Source organism: Halopseudomonas phragmitis, from assembly GCF_002056295.1.
GTDB lineage: Bacteria > Pseudomonadota > Gammaproteobacteria > Pseudomonadales > Pseudomonadaceae > Halopseudomonas > Halopseudomonas phragmitis.
On sequence record NZ_CP020100.1, the window covers coordinates 3,207,097 to 3,227,283 of the forward strand.

17 protein-coding genes are annotated in these 20,187 nt (G+C 59.3%); 9 read left to right on the top strand and 8 right to left on the bottom strand.

Translation table 11 applies throughout. The annotated features are described in order from the left end of the window. Window positions 1–14 precede the first annotated feature (14 nt). From sixA to BVH74_RS14875, 3 genes are read right to left on the bottom strand one after another with little or no spacing between them, the layout of a single operon-like run. Window positions 15–479, bottom strand: coding sequence for a phosphohistidine phosphatase SixA (gene sixA / locus BVH74_RS14865; protein ID WP_080050847.1), 465 nt, complete (start codon window positions 477–479; stop codon window positions 15–17). Then, window positions 476–811 (bottom strand): DUF4389 domain-containing protein, encoded by a 336-nt coding sequence (locus BVH74_RS14870; RefSeq protein ID WP_080050848.1) that lies wholly within the window; start codon window positions 809–811, stop codon window positions 476–478. The genes sixA and BVH74_RS14870 overlap by 4 nt, the downstream gene beginning before the upstream one ends. After that, window positions 808–1,851, bottom strand: coding sequence for an NAD(P)H-dependent glycerol-3-phosphate dehydrogenase (locus BVH74_RS14875; protein ID WP_080050849.1), 1,044 nt, complete (start codon window positions 1,849–1,851; stop codon window positions 808–810). Before BVH74_RS14875 ends, BVH74_RS14870 begins: the two co-directional genes overlap by 4 nt. Before the next feature lie 184 nt (window positions 1,852–2,035). Here BVH74_RS14875 and BVH74_RS14880 point away from each other — a divergent pair, with 184 nt between their 5' ends. The 7 genes from BVH74_RS14880 to BVH74_RS14910 all read left to right on the top strand — a co-directional run bounded on the left by BVH74_RS14880 (window position 2,036) and on the right by BVH74_RS14910 (window position 12,398). After that, window positions 2,036–4,222 (top strand): TonB-dependent receptor plug domain-containing protein, encoded by a 2,187-nt coding sequence (locus BVH74_RS14880; RefSeq protein WP_080050850.1) that lies wholly within the window; start codon window positions 2,036–2,038, stop codon window positions 4,220–4,222. Window positions 4,223–4,316: 94 nt separating this feature from the next. Further along, on the top strand, window positions 4,317–5,207 hold the full coding sequence (locus BVH74_RS14885; protein WP_080050851.1) for a hypothetical protein: 891 nt from the start codon (window positions 4,317–4,319) through the stop codon (window positions 5,205–5,207). After that, window positions 5,204–7,129, top strand: coding sequence for an ATP-binding protein (locus BVH74_RS14890; protein ID WP_231705525.1), 1,926 nt, complete (start codon window positions 5,204–5,206; stop codon window positions 7,127–7,129). Before BVH74_RS14885 ends, BVH74_RS14890 begins: the two co-directional genes overlap by 4 nt. A gap of 106 nt (window positions 7,130–7,235) precedes the next feature. Further along, window positions 7,236–8,804, top strand: a complete 1,569-nt coding sequence (locus tag BVH74_RS14895; RefSeq protein ID WP_218189141.1) for a class I adenylate-forming enzyme family protein — start codon at window positions 7,236–7,238, stop codon at window positions 8,802–8,804. 218 nt (window positions 8,805–9,022) lie between these two features. Further along, the gene (gene fabA / locus BVH74_RS14900) at window positions 9,023–9,538 is read left to right on the top strand and encodes a 3-hydroxyacyl-[acyl-carrier-protein] dehydratase FabA (protein WP_080050853.1); all 516 of its coding nucleotides are present in this window, start codon (window positions 9,023–9,025) and stop codon (window positions 9,536–9,538) included. An 11-nt stretch (window positions 9,539–9,549) separates the two neighbouring features. Continuing rightward, entirely contained in the window at window positions 9,550–10,767 is a 1,218-nt protein-coding gene (fabB, locus tag BVH74_RS14905) for a beta-ketoacyl-ACP synthase I (protein ID WP_080050854.1), read from the top strand. 203 nt (window positions 10,768–10,970) lie between these two features. Further along, complete coding sequence (locus tag BVH74_RS14910; RefSeq protein ID WP_155121728.1) at window positions 10,971–12,398, top strand: methyl-accepting chemotaxis protein; 1,428 nt, start codon at window positions 10,971–10,973, stop codon at window positions 12,396–12,398. Here BVH74_RS14910 and BVH74_RS14915 read toward each other — a convergent pair whose 3' ends face one another. Both BVH74_RS14915 and BVH74_RS14920 read right to left on the bottom strand, forming a co-directional pair. Then, a complete protein-coding gene (locus BVH74_RS14915) occupies window positions 12,399–13,586 on the bottom strand; it encodes a Bcr/CflA family multidrug efflux MFS transporter (RefSeq protein ID WP_080050856.1) in 1,188 nt (395 codons plus the stop codon). A 138-nt stretch (window positions 13,587–13,724) separates the two neighbouring features. Beyond that, window positions 13,725–15,158 carry a sodium-dependent transporter gene (locus BVH74_RS14920; RefSeq protein ID WP_080050857.1) on the bottom strand — a complete coding sequence of 478 codons (1,434 nt, stop codon included), beginning with the start codon at window positions 15,156–15,158 and terminating at the stop codon, window positions 13,725–13,727. An 84-nt stretch (window positions 15,159–15,242) separates the two neighbouring features. On the opposite strand from BVH74_RS14920, the gene BVH74_RS14925 reads away from it, so the two are divergent. Then, on the top strand, window positions 15,243–17,018 hold the full coding sequence (locus tag BVH74_RS14925) for an ABC transporter transmembrane domain-containing protein (RefSeq protein ID WP_080050858.1): 1,776 nt from the start codon (window positions 15,243–15,245) through the stop codon (window positions 17,016–17,018). Here BVH74_RS14925 and BVH74_RS14930 read toward each other — a convergent pair. After that, window positions 17,012–17,887 (bottom strand): RNA polymerase sigma-70 factor, encoded by an 876-nt coding sequence (locus BVH74_RS14930; protein ID WP_080050859.1) that lies wholly within the window; start codon window positions 17,885–17,887, stop codon window positions 17,012–17,014. The two genes, BVH74_RS14925 and BVH74_RS14930, sit on opposite strands and share 7 nt — an antisense overlap. A 130-nt stretch (window positions 17,888–18,017) precedes the next feature. On the opposite strand from BVH74_RS14930, the gene BVH74_RS14935 reads away from it, so the two are divergent. Further along, window positions 18,018–18,518, top strand: a complete 501-nt coding sequence (locus BVH74_RS14935; RefSeq protein WP_231705526.1) for a carboxymuconolactone decarboxylase family protein — start codon at window positions 18,018–18,020, stop codon at window positions 18,516–18,518. A 107-nt stretch (window positions 18,519–18,625) separates the two neighbouring features. Here the strand turns inward: BVH74_RS14935 and BVH74_RS14940 are convergent, their stop codons facing one another. Both BVH74_RS14940 and BVH74_RS14945 read right to left on the bottom strand, forming a co-directional pair. Further along, entirely contained in the window at window positions 18,626–18,859 is a 234-nt protein-coding gene (locus tag BVH74_RS14940) for a DUF2789 domain-containing protein (RefSeq protein WP_080050860.1), read from the bottom strand. An 83-nt stretch (window positions 18,860–18,942) separates the two neighbouring features. Continuing rightward, entirely contained in the window at window positions 18,943–20,151 is a 1,209-nt protein-coding gene (locus BVH74_RS14945) for a glycosyltransferase family 4 protein (protein WP_131038215.1), read from the bottom strand. Window positions 20,152–20,187 lie beyond the last annotated feature (36 nt).

The window sequence follows — 20,187 nt, forward strand, 5'->3', positions numbered from 1 at the left end:
AACTGCCCAGCAACTCAAGAATCTTTTGGTGTATTCAGGCTCAACAGTTGTGCCAGTCCGGCAGCGACCACGTCCATTTCCAGACAGGCCAGGGCAGCGGTCGGCATGGGATAATGCCCACGACGGTGTCCTTCGACCAGCAGACTCACCAATTGACTGACCAGTGGCTGGTGACTGACCAGCAATAGCGACTGTTCAGTGCGCTCGCTCAGGTAATTGATCACCTGCATGGGGTCATCATCCGGCGTCAGCCAGGGTGCAGTAGCCACGCCGCGGGCAAAGTTCAGATGCTCCCCTACCAGCCCGGCGGTCTGTTGGGCCCGCAGATACGGGCTGGCCAGGATGCCATCCAGTTGCTGGTCACGTAGCAGCTCGGCCATGTGCAGGACATCTGCACGGCCTCGCTCGGTCAACGCCCGCTGCGGATCGGATGCGGCCATGGCTTGCGCTTTGCCATGACGCAAAATCCAGAGTTTCATGGCTTGGGGGCCTCATCGCCAGACGTACCCGGCTTGCGTTGCCACTCGGCCTCGGCGGCCGGCCACTCCATGAACGGCCAGGGCTTCTGCTCACTCGCCCCACTGACATAGCGGCCAATCTGCCAGGCATACTGGGACAGACTGTTACCGAGCCCCGCCACCCGTACATTGGCTTCGCCCTGGAACAGACGGAAGCCGATCTGGACAATGACCACCAACAGCAGCAACAACTCACAAACCTGCCAGGCCAACGCAAACAACAGGATATACAGCAGCCGCAGCCAAAAATCCGCCGAACTGACCGTCGCCACGAAACCAGGTTTCTCGCTCATACCCCCTCCAATGGTGTGCAAGCCATAAAGGCCGCGAACTCGACATCATGCTTCTGCTCCGCACTCATCAGCTTGCCAATAACCTGGGGCAGCGGCTGCTGTTCGAACAGGATCGCATGCAGGCCACTGACCAGCGGCATGTAGACCCCTTCCTCATCTGCCTTCTGTTTCAGCACTTTGAGTGTATTGACGCCCTCAGCCACCTGACCGAGTCTGGCTACGCTTTCCTCAAGAGACAAGCCCTGCCCCAGCGCATGTCCAACCTGGTAATTGCGCGACTGCGGCGACATGCAGGTCACAATGAGATCGCCTACCCCAGCCAGCCCCAGGAAAGTCAGCGGGTTGGCCCCCATATGCACGGCAAACCGGGTCATTTCAGCCAACGCCCGGGTAATCAGCATGCTGCGGGTGTTTTCGCCCATGCCCATTGACGCAGCCATACCGGAGATGATCGCATAGACATTCTTCAGCGCCCCACCCAACTCAACTCCGTAGCGATCCTGGCTCGCGTAGACTCGCAGGCTGCGACTACCCAGCACCTCTTGCACTTCACGGCACAGCGCCTCGTCATCGCTGGCTACCACCGTAGCGGTCAGGGCGCCAGCAGCCATTTCCTTGGCCAGGTTCGGCCCGGACAGCACCGCTACCCGAGCATCAGGCGCTTCCTGCTCGACGATATCACTCATCATCAGAAAGCCCGGCTGTTCGATCCCTTTGGTTGTACTGATCACGCCTTTGCCAGCCAGGGCCGGCCCAATCTGCTGCAACACGGTGCGAAAGGCGCTGCTGGGAATCGCCAGAAACACCAGCTCAACGTTGGCCAGCGTCGCCATCAGATCAGTACTGACCCGCAGCCGCTCATCCAGCTTGATACCAGGCAGATAACGGCTGTTCTCATGCTCACGGCTGATTGCATCGGCAACTTGCTGATCACGTAGCCACAGGGTTACCGGAACGCCATTGCAGGCCAGCAGATTGGCCAGGGTGGTGCCAAAACTTCCGCCACCGAGAACGGCTACAGGCACTTTTTGATCGGTCATGAAAAATCCTTGCTGCTTTGTAACATACGCTTGAGTAGTCAACGCGGCCCGGTAGCCTGTCCAACCGAACAACGTTGAATCAGTATAGGGTGGCCGCAGAATAACAGCGATCAGGGAGTGGAAAAACCATCGGCTACCGTTAATATGGGGGCCAAAGTCAAAACGATAACTCGACGCCATCACTATGCCGATATCGCGCTCCAGACGCATTACAGCCCTGTTTTTGCTGGGGACGGCCTTGCCTGTCGCCGCTTTCGATGATCCTCTGCTGAACGCTCCCGAACTGCCGACTGTGCTCAGTGCCTCTCGCCTGAAGCAGGCTCCCACCGAAGTTCCCGGTAGCATGACAGTCATTGATCGCGAGCTGATCCGCGCCACAGGGGCTCGGGATATCCCGGAAATTCTGCGTTTGGTCCCTGGTATGATGATCGGCTATCGGCGCGGTAACCAAATCAATGTCAACTATCACGGTACCAATGTCACCGAAGCCAGGCGCCTGCAGGTTTTGATTGACGGACGTTCAGTTTACCGGCCCGGTCTGGCCACAGTGGACTGGACGGAGATCCCTCTGGCGATTGAGGACATCGAGCATATCGAAGTATTTCGTGGCCCCAATACCGCCGCCTATGGCGCCAACGCACTGATGGGGGTAATCAATATCGTTACCCGCCACCCTCGAGAAACACTGGGCAGCATACTCAAGATCACCCGCGGCAAACGCGGGGTCAACGACTGGTATGCCAGCCAGGGCACCGCCGGTGAGAACAGTCACTGGCGCCTGAGCCTGTCCGGGCAGGAGGATGATGGTTTCGATCACTTCCCCGATGGCCGAGACTACCGCGACGGTCGTCGCCTCAGCCGCATCAATCTCAGCAACTCACTGCAACTTTCAGCCAACCAGACCCTTGACTGGCAAGCTGCCGCCAGTGAAACCAATCGCCAGAGCTATTACGAGTTCAGTCCATTCGTTCGGGTACCCAACCCACCGCAAAGCCAGTATGACCGAGTCGTCGGAGCCCACACCCCGCCAGCAGATATCAGCGGCAAGGATTACGCCTTGCAAGGGCTATGGAAAATCGACCCCAGTCCTGATCACAGTTTCCAGCTCATGGCCTATGCCCAGCACATGGAACGACTGCGTGACTGGCGAGTGTGCAACGCACCGGTGACACTGTCACCCGAGCTACGCCGGATCAACCAGCTAAGCACCCTGGCTGCTCGACGGGTCAGCCAGTTCCTGCGCCCAGAGAACATTCATAGAGATATGCGCACACTCTTGATGCAGACCACAGACGGCCAATATACCGAGGAAATTGGTGATTTAGCTGACATTGTCAAACAGAAACACCTCGACTCACTCGATAGTGATCCGGCGTGCTGGGACATTGACCAGAACATTCGCGAAACCCGCTACCAGCTCGAGTTCCAGGATACTCGTCGCCTCTCTCACTGGCTGCGTATGGTCAACGGAATCAGCTACCGGCACGACCAAGCCAGTTCACGAACCTTTTTTGCCGGCACTGTGAAAAACGATATTGTTCAGGTTTTCAGCAATATTGAAGTACGTCCGCATCAGCGTCTGCTACTGCAGGCCGGGGGCATGTACGAAGATGCCTCGCTGATCGGCACCTCATTTTCTCCGCGTCTGGCCGCCAACCTGTTCATTGCCCCCCAGCACAGCCTGCGTCTGGTCTACTCCGAAGCCGTCCGCTCGCCGGACATGTACGAGAACAATGCCCACTGGACCTACCAGATCAAGAATCTCAGCGGCCCGCTCAGTGGTCCACAGACCTACTATGCAGTAGCCTACGGGCCCGGCAATCTCCAGCAGGAGAAAATGCGCTCCAAGGAACTCGGTTACAACGGCCAATTCCACCACTTGGGGCTGGCAATCGACATACGCGTATTCCGAGAACAGATCAACGACATGATCAGCGAACCGTTGCGGGTCGATGACTTTCTGCCAAACAACGACGCCAGCATTCGCTTCAGAGGAGTAGAGACCCAGCTTGACTGGCGCCTGACCCGACGCGACCGCCTGCGTCTAACCCATGCGCAGATCAACTTTGAGGCCAGTAGCCGTTTCGATCAGCGCCTGACAGCCCGCCACTCGGGTAGTGCCGCCTGGTTGCGGCAATGGCCGGCCGGTTTCGAAAGCAGCCTGATCTATTACGGTGCAGATAAGCTTAACGAGCGCCGATTCGAGCGCCTGGACAGCCGACTGGTCAAGCGTTTTGCACTGAGCAACAACAGGAGCATGGAACTGGCGTTGACTTGGCAGCACCGACTGGACGACGAAGCGCTCACCTGGTCGGAAAACCTGTACGATAGTCGCAATCACTACTATCTCAGTGCTGAGCTAAACTTCTGAAGCCAGTGAATAAGGGGCTCCCCCTTCCTGGAGTCCTGTCATTGCAGACAAGGAATGTCGCCATGGACCATTCATACAGCACCCGGAGGCCGTCATGAAAGCATGGCGTCAGCTTCTGTTTGCCGTGCTGTTGATACTGCTGGGCTCAACATCCGCCCTGGCCAGCGACATTGCCGTCGTTCTGCCAGTACATACCGAACTGACTCGCGAATTCGTTCAAAGCCTGAAACAGCAGCGGCCCACTGACCGCATTACGACCCATCTGCTCGACGAGCAGCCCGCGCCTGAATCTGCAGACTTCATAATTACCTTGGGGCAGCGGGCTCTGGAATGGCGTTTGCTGCAGGATCTGGAGACCCCCACGCTGGCCTCCTACATCACCCTTGACGGCTTGACCCGCCTGGGCCGTCCAGTCCTACCCAGCAGTCTGCAATTGCTGCTAGCCAGCGCCAAACCTGACCGTCAGCTTCATTTGGCCAAACTGCTGATTCCGCGTCTGAGCAGCAGCGGGCTGCTCTATAGCGAAACACAACAGTGGCAGTTGTTTGATTGGGAACAGGCTGCCAGGCGCCACAACCTGCAAATCAACAGCGCCCTCGTCGAAGATTCCGCTCACCTGCCCCGTCGGCTGATTGACCTTCTGGCAGACAGTGATGTCCTGATCGGGCTGGACGATCCCTCCATTTACAATGCAGACCAAGTGAAAACCATTTTGCTGACAAGCTATGCCCGCAACAAGGTATTGATTGGTCCGAGCGCCCCGTTTATTGGCGCTGGCAGTCTCAGCACCACCTACAGCACTCCAACTGACATGGCCCGCAGTCTGGCTCAACTCATGGATATGCCCTGGGTAGCCGGGCGCATTAGTTACCCGAGCCATTTCTCAGTTCTCAGCAACCCGCAGGTCGCCCGTTCGCTGGGCCTCACACTGCCGGAAGACAAGCAGTTGGCCCAGTTAATCGCGGCCCAGGAGCAACAACAGTGAAAGTCCTGAAACGCGGCACCATTCAGCGCAGATTGCTACTAATAGCATTGCTTCCTGTCATGCTGCTGAGTCTGGCACTGGTTGGCTACTTCATCAGTGCACGTCTGGATGACGTCAATCAAGCACTGAACGAAACTGGGCAGCGCATTGCCGAACAGTTGGCCACCGCTGCCGAATATGGAGTTATCAGCGGTAATATCGACACACTCGAAAGCCTGGTTCGCGGTACGCTGGACATTCCCCATGTGCAACATGTTCAGGTTTTCGACAGCCAAGGACAGATACTGCTCAGCCTGGAGCGTCAACCGCCCAAAGACGGCCAGCGACGTCACTTCACAGCCGATATCCTGCGCGAACGCGTTGCCTTGCACAGCGACCTGTTTCTGCTAGACACCCCAACCACGCCACGGGGAGAGCCACAATATCTGGGCCAGGTCTCAGTTGGTCTGAGCAACGCAGCCTTCCTTAAACGGCAACGCCAGATACTGCTAAGTGGCCTGGGGCTGGCCGCCCTGACCCTGATCGCCGCACTGATTCTGGCCTTGCGCCTGGCACAGGCGCTGGCCAAGCCGCTGCGGGACATGAGTCAGGCCGTCAACGCCCTGAGCCAGGGCCAGTTGAACACTCGCCTGAACGTCAGTGATCAACACGAGATTGGTCACTTGATGAGCAATATAAACGCCTTGGCCAGTACTCTGGAGCAAGCCCGACAGGAGCAGCAACAGGCCATCGAACAACTGGTCAAGGCACGCGAAGAGGCCGAATCGGCCAACCGCGCCAAGTCTGACTTCCTGGCGATGATGAGCCATGAGCTACGCACCCCGATGAACGGCGTGCTGGGCATGCTGCAACTACTTGAAACGACTGAGCTAAATCGCGAACAGACCGAGTACGTAGAAATCGCCGGCGACTCTACCGACCATCTGTTAAAGGTCATCAACGACATTCTTGATTTTTCGCGCATTGAGCGCGGCGCGGTCGAAATCGAGCACATCGGTTTTGATCTGCCGCAGCTACTGCGTAGCTCGGTTGCGGTATTCGAGCATGCCGCCAGCCAGAAAGGCCTGAGCTTGATTACTGAGCTGCAAGGTGACCCGATGGACTGCACGGTGGTCGGCGACCCGACCCGTATTCGTCAGATTCTGGTCAACCTGATCGGCAATGCACTGAAGTTCACCGAACAAGGCAGCATCCGCCTGCGGGCCGACTGGAGCGAAGACGGCCCCAACCAGATCTGGCTGCAGTGCCGGGTAGAAGATACCGGCATCGGCATCGCTTCAGACCGCCTGGACAGCATGTTCGACGCCTTCCGCCAGGCTGACAGCAGCACCTCACGGCGGTTCGGCGGCACCGGCCTTGGCCTGTCCATTGCCCGCACCTTCGCCCACCACATGGGCGGCGAGCTGACCGCAGTCAGCCGCGAAGGCCATGGTTCCTGCTTCACTCTCTCCCTGCCCCTGACTCGCTCGCTGGCACCACTCAATGCCCAGTCGGCATCCACCGCCCGCATCGGCTCGCACGACAACGAGCGGCCGATCCTGTTGGTCGAAGACAACCCAGTAAACCAGATGGTGATCGAAGGCATGCTCCGCAGCCTCTCCCTGCGCGTCGAAATCGCCGCGACCGGCACCCAGGCCCTGGAACGACTAAGAACACCCGAACAGCACTATGCGGCCATTCTCATGGATATCCAGTTGCCGGATATCGACGGCCTGGAAGTCTGTCGTCAATATCGCCAGTACTGTCAGGCCCAACAAATCGAGCCGATTCCCTGTATCGCCCTGACCGCCAGTGCCTTTGAACTGGATCGCCAGCATTGCCTGGCCGCCGGAATGCAGGATTTTCTTGGTAAACCAGTATCGCGCCAAGCGCTTCAGGCTGCTCTGGAGCGCTGCCGGAGCCTATCCAGCGAAGATCATTGACCAGACTGATCAGTCACTATTCCGCCAACCCTGAAGGCTGGATTCCCGCCCGGTAACTGGCACACTGAACCCTGTCCCAACAACAACAGCAGTGGCGGAAGCGTTCATGAGCATCACCCCTTCGACCCCCGTAACTCTCGAAAGCCCCTATACCACCCTGCCCGCCCTGGTCGCGGTGCATGCTCGTGAACGTGCCGAACACCCGGCCCTGATCCAGGACGACCGCCAGGTCAGCTACCGGGCACTGAACCAGACCGTTGATCAGGTCGCAGCGGCGCTGCAGCGTGATGGATTGAAACCCGGCGACAGCATCGCCATCTGCGCCAGCAATTCGATTGCTTATGCCTGCCTGTTCATTGGCGCCCTGCGTGCCGGCGTGGTGGTTGCTCCGCTGGCTCCCTCGTCCACTGCCGATAGTCTGCTGACCATGATTGCCGACTCCGGAGCTCAACTGGTCTTCGTTGATCAGGCCGTGGACCAGGCCATCGAATCCGTCAAGAGCAGACTGCACGTTACCTTGCTCAGTCTGGACGACAGCCGGCCGCAGCAGGGCTTCAGTCAGTGGCTGTGCGACGCTGCACCGCAGCCCGTGGAGCTGGCTCCGGAGCTGCCGTTCAATATCATCTACTCCTCCGGCACCACCGGCGAACCCAAGGGCATTGTCCAGTCCCATGGCATGCGCTGGTCGCATATTCAGCGGGGAATCGCGTTCGGCTACGGCCCCGAGTGCGTCACCCTGATTTCCACGCCGTTGTACTCCAATACCACCCTGGTATCCTTCCTGCCAACACTGGGTCTGGGCGGTACACTGGTGCTGATGGCCAAGTTCGATGCCGGCAAGTACCTGGCCCTGGCCGCCGAACACCGGGTTACCCACACCATGCTGGTACCCGTGCAATATCAAAGAATCATGGCCCGCGACGACTTCGACCAGTACGATCTTTCCAGCTTCCAGGTCAAGTTCAGCACCAGCGCCCCCTTTCATGCCGAGCTCAAGGCCGACATCCTGGCCCGCTGGCCGGGTGGCCTGGTTGAGTTCTACGGCATGACCGAGGGTGGCGGCTCCTGCATGTTGCCGGCCCATCAGTACCCGGACAAACTCGGCACCGTCGGCAAGCCGCTGGACGGCCATGACATGCGTGTTATCGACGAAGATGGCCACGAGTTGCCTGCAGGTGAGATCGGCGAGGTGGTCGGCCACTCCCCGGCCATGATGACCGGCTACCTCAATAAACCGGAAAAAACCGCCGAAGCCGAATGGTTCGATAGCACCGGCAAGCGTTTCATCCGCACCGGCGATGTCGGCCGCTTCGATGAAGAGGGCTTCCTGACCCTGATGGATCGGCGCAAGGACATGATCATCAGCGGCGGTTTCAACATCTATCCCAGCGACCTGGAGGCGGTATTACGCCAGCATCCTGCCCTGCTTGAGGCTACCGTCATTGGCGTGCAATCCAGAAGCTGGGGTGAAACCCCGGTCGGCTACGCCGTGCTCAAGAGCGATGCCAGCGACAGCGCCGATAACATTTTGCAATGGTTCAACCAGCAGGTCGGCAAAACCCAGCGCCTCAACCGCCTGATTCTGACCAGCGAGCTACCGCGCAGCGCCATCGGCAAGGTGCTCAAACGTGAACTGCGTGACGCGTTCCAGGCCGAATTCGGCGAACTGGACTGACTCACCCCCCCACAAATACGGCCGAGGTACGGAAACTTTTGTCCTCGGCCGCCTTCGCAGGTATCCTCATCGCGATCAGCCATTGCATCGAGTAGCGCCTTAGCGGTGTGACTTTCGCCGAAGCCAATCAGTCTGAAGATACGCTGACGGCATTTGTGACCCAATCGCAATGCCGAAACATAACACCCCGATACTGCCGGGGATGAGCAGGAGCCTCTATGTCAAAACAAAATGCGTACAGCCGGGAAGAACTGCTGGCATGCAGCCGCGGTGAAATGTTCGGCCCTGGAAACGCACAATTGCCAGCCCCCAACATGCTGATGATCGACCGTATCACTCACATCAGCGATACCGGTGGTCGCTTCGGCAAAGGTGAGATTGTTGCCGAACTGGATATCAACCCCGATTTGTGGTTCTTTGGCTGTCACTTTGAGGGTGACCCGGTAATGCCCGGATGCCTGGGCCTCGATGCCATGTGGCAGCTGGTTGGTTTCCATCTGGGCTGGCTGGGCTATGAGGGCCGCGGCCGCGCGCTGGGCTCCGGCGAGGTCAAATTTTTCGGCCAGGTGTTGCCGACCGCCAAGAAAGTCACCTACACCATTCATATCAAGCGCACCATCAACCGCTCGCTGACTCTCGGCATTGCCGATGGCAGCCTGGCCGTCGATGGCCGCGAGATCTACACCGCCGAAGGGCTGCGGGTAGGTCTGTTCACTTCTACCGATAGCTTCTGAGGATTATCACCATGCGTCGCGTCGTGATTACCGGCATGGGCATTGTCTCCTGCCTGGGCCAGGACCTGGAAACCGTTGCCGCCAGCCTCAAGGCCGGCAAGCCGGGCATCCGCCACAACCCCTCGTACGCCGAAATGGGCCTGCGCAGCCAGGTTTCCGGCAGTGTAGATATCGACCTGGATGCAGCAATTGACCGCAAGATCAAACGCTTCATGGGCGATGCCGCCGCCTTTGCCTACCTGTCAATGGAACAGGCCATTGCCGATGCGGGCCTCAGTGAAGAGCAGGTCAGCAACGTTCGTACCGGCCTGGTTGCCGGTAGCGGCGGCGCCTCAACCCTGAACCAGATGGAGTCGGTCGACCTGCTGCGCGAAAAAGGCGTCAAGAAGATCGGGCCATACCGCGTACCACGGACCATGGGTAGCACCGTTTCCGCCTGCCTGGCCACCCCGTTCAAAATCAAGGGTGTCAACTACTCGATCTCCTCGGCCTGTGCCACCAGCGCTCACTGTATCGGCCATGCCGCCGAACTGATCCAAATGGGCAAGCAGGATGTGGTCTTCGCCGGGGGCGGTGAAGAGGAGCATTGGTCACAGTCGATGCTGTTCGATGCCATGGGCGCCCTCTCAACCCAGTACAACGACACTCCGGAAAAAGCCTCGCGTGCCTACGACGCCAAGCGTGACGGTTTCGTCATCGCCGGTGGCGGCGGCATGGTAGTGGTCGAAGAGCTGGAACATGCCCTGGCCCGTGGCGCCAAGATCTATGCCGAAATCGTCGGCTATGGCGCCACCTCTGACGGCTACGACATGGTTGCTCCCAGCGGCGAAGGTGCCGTACGCTGCATGCAGCAGGCCCTGGCTACCGTCGAGGGCAGCATCGACTACCTCAACACCCATGGCACCTCAACTCCGGTTGGCGACGTCGCCGAACTGAAAGCGATCCGTGAAGTGTTCGGTGACAAAGCGCCGAAGATCAGTTCGACCAAGAGCTTGTCCGGCCACTCACTGGGCGCAGCCGGTGTACAGGAAGCGATCTACTGCATGCTGATGATGCGCGACAACTTCCTTGCCGCTTCGGCCAATATCGAAGAGCTGGATGAGAACGCCGGTGATCTACCGATCCTGCGCGAGCGCCTGGACACTGCCGCCAATCTGGTCATGTCCAACAGCTTCGGCTTTGGTGGCACCAACGCCACCCTGATCCTCAAACGCTGGGCCAACGCCTGAGTTGAACCCGCCTTGAACACAACGGGCCTCCCCTGACGGGCAGGCCCGTTTTTTATGCCAGCCACGCACCAACTGCGCGCACATATCTACAGTAATGGGCGCCAATGGCGCTTTTTCCTGCTGTCTGCCCCTCATACCGCCGCTTTATAATGGCATCTTGCTTGCAATATGCCAGATAAACGCACACCGACAAGGGGCCGATCTTGAGTCTGTTCAACCGTTCGCGCTATCGACAACAAACCAGCAACGACCTGGAACGCCTGCTCTCGCACCTGGATCTGAGCGTCGACATCAATAGTCAGGGGCAGCGGCTACCCGGACTGCCCGATTTCGTTCGCAATCTGCAGCAACGCATCAGTAGCAGCCTGACTGCGGCAGTAGGTATTGCAGCGCACGCACCGGAACTGGCCAGCATTGCCGAAGACACTGCCAGCCACGGCGAGCAACTGGCCCAGTCCTCGGAGTTGATCGCCAGCGCCATCGAGCAAATCAGCATGACCCTGGAGGCCGAGCTGGTCCCCGGCGCGACCCAGGTCGCCAGTCTCGGCAGTGACGTCAACGCCCGCCTGCAACAGTGCCGCAGCGACAGCCATCAGTTGCTTGGCCAGGTCGAGACCATAGAGTCGGCCGAGGCCCAGTTGGCCGGAGAAATTCAGCGCCTGGGCCAACAACTGGATGAGGTCACCCAGGTCATCGGCATGATTGCCAGCATTTCCCAGCAGACCAACCTGCTGGCCCTGAATGCCGCGATCGAAGCCGCCCGCGCCGGCGAGCATGGTCGCGGTTTTGCCGTGGTCGCCGACGAAGTACGCCGACTGGCCGGACATACCACCGAAGCCACCGACCAGGTCAACCAGATCATCGAAGCCTTCCGTGCCGGCATGCAGCATTTGAATGACGCTGGCCAGAGCATGCATCAGGCTATCGCCGAGGGGCGCGAAGGTATTCAGAACATGGATCAACGCCTGAGCGAAGCCAGTCAGGACATGACCCAACTCGATCAGCGCATGGCTGGCATGGCCAGCGGTACCGAGCAGATCGGCGCAGCGGTACGCTCGGTCAGCCAGGACGTACAGAGCATTGCCGATGTCGCCGGACAGTTGCTTGGCAAGGCCACCCAGGTCAAACGCCACAGCGCCGCCGTACGCGAAGAAGGCGATCACCTGCTGGAGGGCCTGGGCGGGTTCCAGCTCGACCTGCATCAGCAGGTTTGTCAACGGATCACCGAACTGGCCAGCGAGCAGGTGTTCTGCGGCCCACCGGCCCAGGCTGAACAGCGCCTGCGAAGCTTTATCGCCAGTGATCCACGCTTCGAACTGCTTTATCTGGTTGGAGCTGACGGAATCCAGGTCAGCGAGAACATTCCGGCCGATGATCTCAAGGCCTCGACCAAAGGCAGCATGCGCGGCAAGAACTGGTCCGACCGTCCCTGGTTCCGGGCGGTCAAGGACAATCTCCAGCCGCATATCAGCCCGGTCTACCGCTCCTCCGCTACCGACGCCTACTGCTTCACCCTGTCGGCACCAGTCTTTGACCAGAACGGCCAACTACGTCATGTGCTGGGGGCAGACGTACGCCTGAACAGTCTGCTCGAGCGTATCGGCAGCCCGCGCCGGGTAGCGGCCAGTTGATCAGCCCATTCCGTACTGCACGCCACCAGCCCGGCGCGCCTGCCGGGCCATAAGCACGACCAGTAGCGCGCAACCGGTCATCACCAGCGCCATAGGCACCGCCGTGCCGTCATGCAGCACCCCAATCAGCGCCGAGGTAATCCCGGCGATGACAAACTGCATGGTGCCCATCAGCGCCGAAGCCAGCCCGGCCTGATGGCCTTGCCCAGCCATGGCACAGGCCGAGGCGTTGGGCAGTACCAGTGCCACCACCGAGACCGCAAAAAACAGCGGCAGCATCAGTGGCCACAACGACTCCGGTTGCACGAAAGTAGTGACCAATAGCCACAGACAGCACAGCAAAAATACTAGCGTGGTGCGCTGCAGCAGCTTGACTGGCGGACGCCGACGCAGAAGCCGGCTATTGAACTGGGCAAACAGGATGAAGCCGGCGGCATTGATCGCAAAAAACCAACCGAAATGCTCCGCCGCGATGCCATACAGCTTGATGATCACGAACGGCGAACCAGCGATATAGACGAACATGCCGGCCATGGCCAACCCACCGGTCAAAGCATGAAACATGAACACTGGCTCACGCAACAGACGCAGGTAGCGGCCCAGTGCGCCAGATAAAGCCGGGCGTTCCTGGGTTTGCGGCAGGGTTTCCTGCAGCCAGATAAATACCGCCACAGCGGCCAGACAGGCGAACAGCGTCAAAAAATAGAAAATCAGCGGCCAGCCACCCAGCTTGAGCATCCCGCCACCCAGCAAGGGCGCCAGGATCGGCGCCACCCCCATTACCAGCATCAATTGGGAAAAGGCCCTGGCTGCCTCTATCGGCTTGCACAGATCGCGTACCACCGCACGGGTTACTACCATCCCGGCGCAACCACCGAGCGCCTGGGCAAAACGCGCCGCCAGCAACCATTCCAAAGTTGGTGCCAGGGCGCAGGCCAGCGACGCCATAGCGAACAGGGCAATGCCGAACAACAGCGGTTTGCGTCGGCCATAGCGGTCGGCGATCGGCCCATAGAATAACTGTCCTGAAGCCAGACCGATGAAGTACGCCGACATACTGAGCTGAATATGCTCGATATCGGTGGCATACGAGGCCGCCATGGCCGGAAATGCCGGGAGATAGAGGTCAATGGCCAGTGGGCCGAAAGCGCTCAGGCCACCCAGAATGAGCAGAATCTTTAAAGGCATGGAATATCCGGAAACAGAAGGACGAACGGCTGACCGCTCAGTCAGAGCCCTACATCATGCCAGAACAGCTGTGCGAATGCTGGCAACAGACTGTTGCCAGCATTTCACCTGCTCCTAAAACCTTCCCCCTAGGGCGGCTCAACGCCGAATCATGAAAGTCCGGCCTGCGGTAAAGGCCCCAATGATCAGTACTGCACCGATGGCCGGCATCCAATATCCCTCGACTTGCGGGATGGTGCGCAGGAAGACGAAGGCCACCGCAGTAGGAGCGACGAAGCGCACCAGGAACTGCCAGGCGGAAAACCAGCGATCATTGGTCGCCATTTGCCGGATCACGTCCTCACGGGTCAGTGCCCAACCTGCAAACAGCGCAATCAGCAAACCACCCAAAGGCATGAGGATGTTAGTAATGAACTCCAGTACATCGAAGGGTGAGCGACCGAACCACTGGTGAGTAATGGTGCCCTCGGACCAGACATTGAAGCTGAACACGGTCAGCAGCCCCAAGGCCCAGCAGCCACCGACCATGATTGCTACGGCCACCGGACGGCTCAGATCGAAACGCTCAAGCAGCCAGGCCGCCACCGGCTCAACCAACGATATCGCCGAGGTCAGCGCCGCGCCAATCACCAAAATGAAGAACACTCCACCAAGGATCGAACCGCCCGGCAGATCGGCAAAGGCTATTGGTAAAGTTACGAACATCAGTCCTGGCCCCTGCCCGGCTTCCATACCGCTGCCAAACACCAGCGAAAAAATCGCCACCCCAGCCATCAGAGCAATCAGCGTATCGACAACAGCAATCGAGACGGCAGTACGCGTCAGGGAAGCTTCGCTGGACATATAAGCGCCATAGGCCATGATCGCACCCATGCCAAGGCTGAGGGTGAAGAATGACTGCCCCATCGCCTGCAGCCAGCCCTCCAGGCTCAGGTCATTAAGGTTGAAGGTAAACAGAAAGCGCATGGCCGCAGCGGCATCCCCAACCACCACACCATAGACCAGCACAATCATCAGGATCACGAACAGGGCCGGCATCATGATCCGCAAGCCGCCTTCGATCCCCCTGTGAATTCCCATCGCGACAATCAAGCCGGAAGCGCCAATGAACAAGGTATGGTAAAGCAGCAGGCGTTCTGGCGAAGCCAGCAAGGCACCGAAGGAGGCACCTATCGTTTCGGCATCAGCGCCGGCCAGCGCCCCGGAAAACAGCAACCCGGTGTAATGGATCGCCCAGCCAGCGATAACCGAGTAGAAACTCAGGATCACGAAGGCTGCACCCGCCCCCATCCAGCCGATCACCTGCCAGGCCGAACTGGTGCCGTGACTTTCCGTCAGGTATTTCATTCCCATGATCGGGCTACGGCGGCTGGAGCGACCGAGCAGAGTCTCAGCGATCAAAATAGGGATCCCCACCACCGCGATGGTCAAGGCGTAGACCAGAATAAAGGCGCCGCCGCCGTTCTCACCCGTCAGATAAGGGAAGCGCCACAGATTGCCTAACCCGACCGCGGAACCCACAGCGGCCAACAGAAAGGTTCCCTTGTGAGTCCAGATATTTTTTCCACTCATTGCAGCGACTCCCCGTTGGAAGTGCGTGGGTTGCTTCGTTATTCAGGTTAGCATAGGGATCACAATTAGCTTTTCCGAGGCGTTATGAGCCGGATTTCCCAGCGTTACAGGCATGTACTCGACTTTGCCCGGCGCTTCGTCATGCCCTATCGCTGGTGGGTACTAGGCGCCTTGGCGGCACTGATGTTTACTGCTGCCGTTACCCTGTCCTTGGGTCAAGGGCTACGTCTGTTGGTCGACCAGGGTTTTGCCACAGGCTCGGCGCAGCAGTTGAATCAGTCGGTAGCGCTGTTCGGGATGCTGGTGGTCGCGCTGGCGATCGGCACCTTCGCCCGCTTTTATCTGGTGTCATGGATTGGCGAACGGGTGGTCGCCGATATCCGCTGTCAGGTGTTCGATCACCTGATTGAGCTGCATCCGGGCTTTTTCGAAAGCAATCGCGGCCTGGAAATCCAGTCGCGCCTTACCGCCGACACCACGGTGCTGCAATCGGTGATTGGCTCTACAGTATCGATTGCCCTGCGCAACGCGCTGATGCTGATCGGTGGCATGATCCTGCTGTTCATCACCAACCCCAAACTCACCAGCATCGTGATGACCGCCATTCCGCTGGTGATTGCCCCGATTCTGTTCTTTGGCCGCCGGGTGCGGCGCCTGTCCCGGCTCAGCCAGGACCGGGTCGCGGATGTCGGTGCCTACGTTGGCGAAATACTCGGCCAGATCAAGACTGTCCAGGCCTACAACCACCAGCATGCCGACAAGACCCGGTTCGCCCAGGTCAGCGAGCAGGCCTTTCAGGTCGCCCGCCAGCGGATTGCCCAACGAGCCTGGCTGACCTTTGCCGTGATCACCCTGGTTCTAGGCGCGATTGGGGTCATGCTCTGGGTTGGTGGTATGGATGTGATTCAGAGCCGCATCAGCGGCGGTGAACTGGCGGCCTTCGTGTTCTACAGCCTCATCGTTGGGGTTTCTGCTGGCGCCCTGAGTGAGGTCATTGGTGAGTTGCAACGCGCTGCCGGCGCCACCAGCAGAATCCTCGAACTGCTGGCCAGCCAACGGGAAATCGGCCCGCCAACCCATGACCTTGAGCACCTGCCACAGCCGCCCAGTGGTCGGATCAGTTTTGAACAAGTGAGTTTCGCCTACCCGTCCCGGCCTCAGCGCCAGGTCATCAACCAGTTCAATCTGAGCGTCAGTCCGGGTGAGACCCTCGCTCTGGTTGGCCCCTCCGGAGCCGGCAAGTCAACGCTGTTCGACCTGCTACTGCGCTTCTTCGACCCCAGCAGTGGCTGCATCCGGATTGACGGCATCGACATCCGCCAACTTGATCCCGATGAGCTGCGCAGCTGCTTCGCCCTGGTATCGCAAAATCCGGCCCTGTTCTATGGCAGCGTGGCTGACAACATCCGTTACGGTCGGCCACAGGCCAGCCAGCAGGAGGTCGAAGCCGCTGCCCGGGCCGCCCATGCCGAAGAGTTCATTCAGACCCTGCCGCAAGGCTATGAAACTCACCTGGGCGATGCCGGGCTGGGGCTTTCGGGTGGCCAGAAGCAGCGTCTGGCAATCGCCCGGGCACTGCTGCTCGACGCGCCGATACTATTGCTCGACGAGGCGACCAGCGCGCTGGACGCCCACAGCGAACACCTGATTCAGCAGGCGCTTCCCAGGTTGATGCAGGGGCGCACAACACTGGTGATCGCCCACCGGCTGGCCACCATTCAGCATGCCGATCGGATCGCGGTGATCGATCAGGGGCAGCTCCAGGCCCTGGGTAGTCATACTGAACTAGTGACCAACAACCCCCTGTATGCCCGCCTGGCCGCATTGCAGTTTGGCCAGTCCGAAGCCCAGCCTCAGTGATAGCTGCCTGAGGCCCCGCGCAGCTTGTCTGGATTGACCACCGAGTAAATACCGGTGATGGCGCGACCATCACTTTCCAACAGCACTACCGAGCGCAACTGGCCATCCAGCAAAAGCAACACCCCGGTCTGACCATTGATCAGTGCCAGACGCATCTCCAACCGGTCACGCCAACTGCGCTGCAAGCCCATCGCCAGACGGGTCGCCGCCCGCACCCCGTGCAAGACCCGGGATGCCGCACGTACTCGCCCGCCACCATCGGCAATCCACCGCACCTCTTCTGCCAACAGGCTGGCAAACGCCTTGGCGTCTCCTTGCGCCATCGCCGCAACGAAGCGCTCCAACAATTGCCGGTGAGCCGCCGGGTCCACATCGAAGCGTGGCCGCTCATCACGCAGACGGGCACGGGCGCGGCTGATGGCCTGACGGCTGGCGACCGGACTCTTGCCTATCATTGCCGCAATCTCGTCATACGAGTAATCGAACACCTCACGCAGCAGAAACGCTGCTCGCTCCTGGGCGCTCAAGCGCTCCATGGCCAACAGAAAAGCCATCGACAGGTCAGAGGCCATTTCAGCCAGACGCTCGGCTCCCGGCACCATGTCGTCGAACACCGGCTCCGGTAACCACGGCCCGCTGTACTCCTCACGGCGGCGCTTGAGCTGACGCAGACGGTCAATCCCCAGTCGCGTCACGACGGTAACAAGCCAGGCCTGGGGGTCAGCAATCTGCTTATGATCAGCCTCGCTCCAGCGGAACCAGGCATCCTGTACCAGATCCTCGGCGTCCATCCGGGTACCCAGCAGTCGATAGCCCAAGCCCAGCAAACGCGGGCGGGCCTGATCAAAAAGTTCAGCCTTGTCATTCATATTGCAGTCTCTGGTGGTGTACAGCCAGGACGCTGGTTTGCGTCCGTCTGTGACAGTTGCTGTCACACTTGTCCAGGCTACGACGTCCTGGGGGTTGTTGACACTTTTCAAGCCACTGGAGTTTATACCCATGCGTCTCGACTACCTCAGACATGCCGACGCCCTGCCCTTGCAGGCACTCACCGCCATCAGCGCCCACCTGCATCATTCGACACTCGACCAGGAACTGCTCGCCCTGATTCAGTTGCGTGCTTCACAGCTCAACGGCTGCGCCTACTGTATCGACATGCACAGCAAGGATCTGCAGGCCCTGGGAGCCGAGCCAGCCCGTATCCATCTGCTGCCGGCCTGGCGCGAGGCCGGAGTCTACAGCCCCGCCGAGCAAGCAGTCCTGGCCTGGACCGAAGCCGTCACCCTGATCAGCCATGAGCAGGATCTGCAAGCCCGGTTCAAGAGCCTGGCTGAACATTTCAACGAAACGGAAATCACCCGGCTGACCTTTGCGATCATCGCCATCAACAGTTGGAATCGCCTGAGCGTCGCCTTTGGCCGGCAACCCGATGGCTATCAACCCGGTGACCTGGAACCGTTTATGCAGCAGGCATTGAAACGTTTTACCAGCCCCGCCTAGGGGCTGGTCCAATGACCTCGCCCACCACACAATGGCTCAACCCTCGACATGCCGTTAAAGCAGGACACTAATTAGCGTAGAAGCCTTACAGGGTGCAGAAGTAGTACTCAACGCTCATGCAAACGGGCGTTGAGTTCATCCACTACCGGCGCCCATTCAGCATCTTCAAGGATTTCCTCACGCAGGAACGCTGCCTGCGAGGCATTCCAGAATGGCGCCTCAGACAGCTTGGCATCGTGGTCCAGGGAATGGGTCGCGAAAAAAGTGTCGATACTCGACGGGTCTGAATCAAGGCCGAGTTGGGCAAACAACTCGGCCAGGGTCTTGTTCGGCATATCCATGGGCACCTCCGGCAAACCTGGGAAAACCTGCACTTCCCATTAAAGCAGAGATGACACCCAACGCGGGCTTGTTCAGGCTTCTGTCAGAACAACTCCAGCTCAGACAGCGCCAGATAGGCATAGAAACCCAGCAAGGCCAGGGCCCGCTTGCTCACCCGCTTGCGCGGCTGGGGTAAAGCCTTGTAGGCATGCAGGCGCTGATACAACGCCAGATTCTGGCGCGCCTGGTGGCGCAGCCGGAAACGTTTTTCGGCATCTTCACCGGCCTGACAGGCCATGCGCTGACGCAACTCAGGATTCCGGTACAAGGCCAGGATGCTGTCTCGGGCCTGATCCACATCCAGATCAACCAGCAACCCGTTGACCCCCTCCTTCACCAGTTCGGGGATAAACCCCACATTTCCGCCAATCACCGGGCAACCGCAGGCAAGCACCTCGCGCAAGGTCCGGCATGACTGGTCAGTGCCACCGACCGGGAAGTACAGCAGATCCATGGCCCGGTAGGCCGCCACCAGATCATCACCCTCGATATAACCCGGCATTACCAGCAGATCGCTGATGCCCAGCCGCTCGGCCGGCGCATGAACAACGTTATTGGCATCGCCATGACCGACCAGGAACAGCTTGAGATTGGGAATCTGCTTGCGCAGCTCCGCAGCTGCGTTGAGCAGCAGATCCAACCGCCGGCGCGGCTGAATGCGCGAAGCCATGCCGATCACGAAATCATCCGGACCAAAACCGAAACGGGCGCGCGCCTGCTCACGGTCCATCGAGGTATTGAAACGCTCAAGATCGATCCCAGGCTCAATCACTGCAATCCGGCTGGCGGGAAACTTGAATCGCTCAACCGCCTGCTGGCGAGCATGCTCACTGATCACCACCAGTCCGTCAGTGGCGTTTTTGAGCAGAAAGCGTGAACGCCATTTGTCATCCGGGCCGTTGGCATTGTAACTGGTGCGCACCAGCAAATGCTTGCCACCAGTCATACAGTTGGCCAGGACGCCGAGCATATGGGCATTGGGCATATGGCAATTGATGACGTCAGTCTGGTGTTCACGCATCACATTGACCAGCTTTGGCACATCCCGTGTTGCCGACATGATCCGCAAGTGTTTTTCCATTTCCAGAGTAACCGGCTCCAGGCCTTTCTTGCGGCACTCCCATAGAGTCGACCGTCGCGCCTTGGGGCTGGGTTTGCCACACACCAGCTGCGAGTCCGCGCCTTCCTGCTGCTCGGCAATCACCAGGTCGGTAACCGGTTCGGACCGCTCGGTCCAGCGCCAATTGCTCAATAAATGGGTGACTTTCGGAGATGCCGATTGCTTGTT

Excerpts from the sequence above, each read along its gene's own strand:
- sixA (WP_080050847.1), bottom strand. The coding sequence starts at position 479 with ATGAAACTCTGGATTTTGCGTCATGGCAAAGCGCAAGCCATGGCCGCA.
- BVH74_RS14870 (WP_080050848.1), bottom strand. The coding sequence starts at position 811 with ATGAGCGAGAAACCTGGTTTCGTGGCGACGGTCAGTTCGGCGGATTTT.
- BVH74_RS14875 (WP_080050849.1), bottom strand. The coding sequence starts at position 1,851 with ATGACCGATCAAAAAGTGCCTGTAGCCGTTCTCGGTGGCGGAAGTTTT.
- BVH74_RS14880 (WP_080050850.1), top strand. The coding sequence starts at position 2,036 with ATGCCGATATCGCGCTCCAGACGCATTACAGCCCTGTTTTTGCTGGGG.
- BVH74_RS14885 (WP_080050851.1), top strand. The coding sequence starts at position 4,317 with ATGAAAGCATGGCGTCAGCTTCTGTTTGCCGTGCTGTTGATACTGCTG.
- BVH74_RS14895 (WP_218189141.1), top strand. The coding sequence starts at position 7,236 with ATGAGCATCACCCCTTCGACCCCCGTAACTCTCGAAAGCCCCTATACC.
- fabA (WP_080050853.1), top strand. The coding sequence starts at position 9,023 with ATGTCAAAACAAAATGCGTACAGCCGGGAAGAACTGCTGGCATGCAGC.
- fabB (WP_080050854.1), top strand. The coding sequence starts at position 9,550 with ATGCGTCGCGTCGTGATTACCGGCATGGGCATTGTCTCCTGCCTGGGC.
- BVH74_RS14915 (WP_080050856.1), bottom strand. The coding sequence starts at position 13,586 with ATGCCTTTAAAGATTCTGCTCATTCTGGGTGGCCTGAGCGCTTTCGGC.
- BVH74_RS14920 (WP_080050857.1), bottom strand. The coding sequence starts at position 15,158 with ATGAGTGGAAAAAATATCTGGACTCACAAGGGAACCTTTCTGTTGGCC.
- BVH74_RS14925 (WP_080050858.1), top strand. The coding sequence starts at position 15,243 with ATGAGCCGGATTTCCCAGCGTTACAGGCATGTACTCGACTTTGCCCGG.
- BVH74_RS14930 (WP_080050859.1), bottom strand. The coding sequence starts at position 17,887 with ATGAATGACAAGGCTGAACTTTTTGATCAGGCCCGCCCGCGTTTGCTG.
- BVH74_RS14935 (WP_231705526.1), top strand. The coding sequence starts at position 18,018 with ATGCGTCTCGACTACCTCAGACATGCCGACGCCCTGCCCTTGCAGGCA.
- BVH74_RS14940 (WP_080050860.1), bottom strand. The coding sequence starts at position 18,859 with ATGGATATGCCGAACAAGACCCTGGCCGAGTTGTTTGCCCAACTCGGC.